2 protein-coding genes are annotated in these 2,592 nt (G+C 75.3%); one reads left to right on the top strand and one right to left on the bottom strand.

Annotation, left to right across the window (positions count from 1 at the left end; translation table 11 throughout):
- A partial coding sequence (locus ITI46_RS34110) for an acyltransferase (protein WP_209243876.1) occupies positions 1–480 on the bottom strand: 480 nt, incomplete at its 3' end.
- Positions 481–877: 397 nt separating this feature from the next.
- On the opposite strand from ITI46_RS34110, the gene ITI46_RS34105 reads away from it, so the two are divergent.
- The coding region (locus ITI46_RS34105) for an arabinofuranosyltransferase AftB family protein (protein ID WP_209243875.1) at positions 878–2,592 on the top strand (1,715 nt) is incomplete at its 3' end.

The following is a 2,592-nucleotide window of genomic DNA, read 5'->3' as shown; positions in this document are numbered from 1 at the left end:
GGCCCTGCCCACCCAGCCGACCCGGCGCGCCGGGACACCCACGACGAGACCGAAGTCGGGCACGTCGGCCGTCACCACGGCGCCCGCCGCCACCATCGCCCAGCGGCCGATCCGCACCGGCGCCACACACACGGAGCGCGCGCCCAGCGAGGCGCCGTCCGCAACCGTGACCCCCACCGCCTCCCAGTCGCCCGCCCGTTTGAGCGCGCCGTCCGGGTCCACGGCACGCGGGGCCCGGTCGTTGGTGAGCACGACGGCGGGCCCGACGAAGACGCCGTCGCCCAGTACGGCGGGCTCGTAGACGAGGGCGTGGTTCTGGAGCTTGCAGCGCGCCCCGATCCGGACACCGGCCCCGATATAGGCACCGCGCCCCACCACGCACGCCGCGCCGAGCTCGGCGCCCTCCCGCACCTGGGCGAGCTCCCACACGGTGCTGCCGTCACCCACGACGGCCTGTTCGGAGACCTGGGCACCGGGCATCACCCGGAAACCGCCCGGCTGCGAGCGGTGCGGAGCGCTGAACGAGGAGGCCGGGGCCGGAGCCGGAGCGGGCGGCGGAGTGGGGGTGGCGTCGGCGGCGGTCATGGCGGGCTCGCTTTCTGTCGCGTACGGGACGGGGAGGAGTCGTACGGTTCCCGGAGACCATGCGGTCGGGTCCGGGGAAGATTCGGTCGGATCCGGAGACGATTCGGCCGGATCGGGAGACGGTCCGAGCCGAGGATGGCCGCGCCACCCGGCGTGTCCGGCCACCGGCGCGCCGCGCGGGGCGCGGACTCCGCCCCCTGCCTCGCCTCACCCCTCGGCCAGCCGGGTGACCGGCGGCAGGTGGCGCGCTGCACACGCTGCGGTCCGGGTGAGCCGGAGGGAAGGTGACGGTATGTCCCGACCCGATGAGCTCCCCGTCCCCCAACCGGCCGATGAGCTCCCCGTTCCCCAACCGGCCACGGGGGGACGGGCGTTTGCCCTGCCCGGCACACTGGCCCAGCGCTGGAACGCGCTCGCTGTCGCCGCCTGCGGTGCGACGGTCCTCGTCCTGGGCTACCGGCACCGCTGGACCAACGACGACGCGCTGATCTACACCCGCACCGTCCGCCAGATCCTCGCCGGGAACGGCCCCGTCTACAACGTCGGCGAGCGCGTCGAGACCTCCACCGGGACGCTGTGGCAGTGGCTGCTCGCGGCCGGCAGCGCGCTGCCCGGAGTGGACGATCCGCTGCGGCTCGCGGTGGTGCTCGGGCTGCCGCTGACCGTGGCCGGCTTTCTGCTCGCGCTGGACGGCACCCGCCGGATGATCCGCCTCCGCCGCCCCGCGGGCGCGCTGCTGCCCGCGGGCGTGCTGGTGCTGCTCCCGCTGTGCGCGACCTGGGACTACGCGACCTCCGGCCTGGAGACCGGGCTCTCCTTCTGCTATCTGGGCGGCTGCTGGTGGCTGCTGGTCCGGGCCAGGGCGACAACCGGCCCACCCGCGACCGGCGGCCCGGCGCTGTACGCGACGGTCTTCGCGTTCGGCCTGGGCCCGCTCGTCCGGCCGGACCTCACCCTCGTCGGCGCGGTGTTCCTGGCCGCGCTCTGGCTGATGCGGCGCCCCGCGCTCCGCACCACCCTGTGCTGGGCGGTCACGGCACTGGCCCTGCCCCTCGCGTACGAGATCTTCCGCGCCGGGTACTACGGGGTGCTCGTTCCGCTTCCGGCCATCGCCAAGGAAGCCTCCGGCACCCAGTGGGGATACGGCTGGGGCTATCTGCTCAACACCCTCGACCCGTACGTCCTCTGGGTGCCGCTCGGCCTCCTCGCGGCGTTCGGGGTGCGCGAGCTGGTACGGCGCGCCTTCGGCCGATCAGCGCGGACGGCGCGGACGGCGCGGGCGGCGGACGCCGCACTGGTGGCGGCCCCGCTGGTGGCCGGGGTGCTGTCGGCGCTGTTCGTCGTCAAGGTCGGTGGCGACTTCATGCACGGCAGGATGGTGCTGCCCGCGCTCTTCCTCGTCCTGCTGCCGGCCTTCCTGCTGCCGTACGGGCGCGCTGCGGCGGCGGTGGTCTCAGCCGTGGGCGTCTGGAGCCTCGTCTGCCTGGTGACGCTCCGCCCACCGTACGAGAGCCCCGACGACGGGCGGATCATCTTCGACTCGCACACCGTCTACCAGCGGGCCCTCGGCGCAACGCACCCGGTGAGCCGGCACGCACACACCGCGCCGCCGCGCGACTTCACCAAGGTGGCCCGGCGCGCCGTCCGCGAGGGCGGGCACACGCTGGTGCTGCGGCTGCCGGGGGACGCCGGATTCCCGCTGGTTCCGATGGCGGCGCACGTGCGGGCGCCGGTGGCCGGCGCGGAGGCGCGGCTGGGGCTGGCCGGCGCCATGCTCCCGCTGGACGGGCTCGTCGTCGACCTCCTGGGCCTGGGCAACCCGCTGGGCGCCCACACCGAACCGGTCGCCCACACCAAGGCGGGGCACGAGAAGCCGCTCGACCGCGCATGGATCGTCGCCGAGCTCACCGCCCCCGGCTCGCCGGTGCCGCACGGCGTCGACCCGCGCCGCGTACGCGCCGCGCGCCACGCCCTCACCTGCGGCCCCGTCCCCGAACTTCTGGCCTC

This window comes from Streptomyces oryzae, from assembly GCF_017676365.1.
Classification (GTDB): domain Bacteria; phylum Actinomycetota; class Actinomycetes; order Streptomycetales; family Streptomycetaceae; genus Streptomyces; species Streptomyces oryzae.
This window is presented reverse-complemented; position numbering and strand designations above follow the sequence as displayed.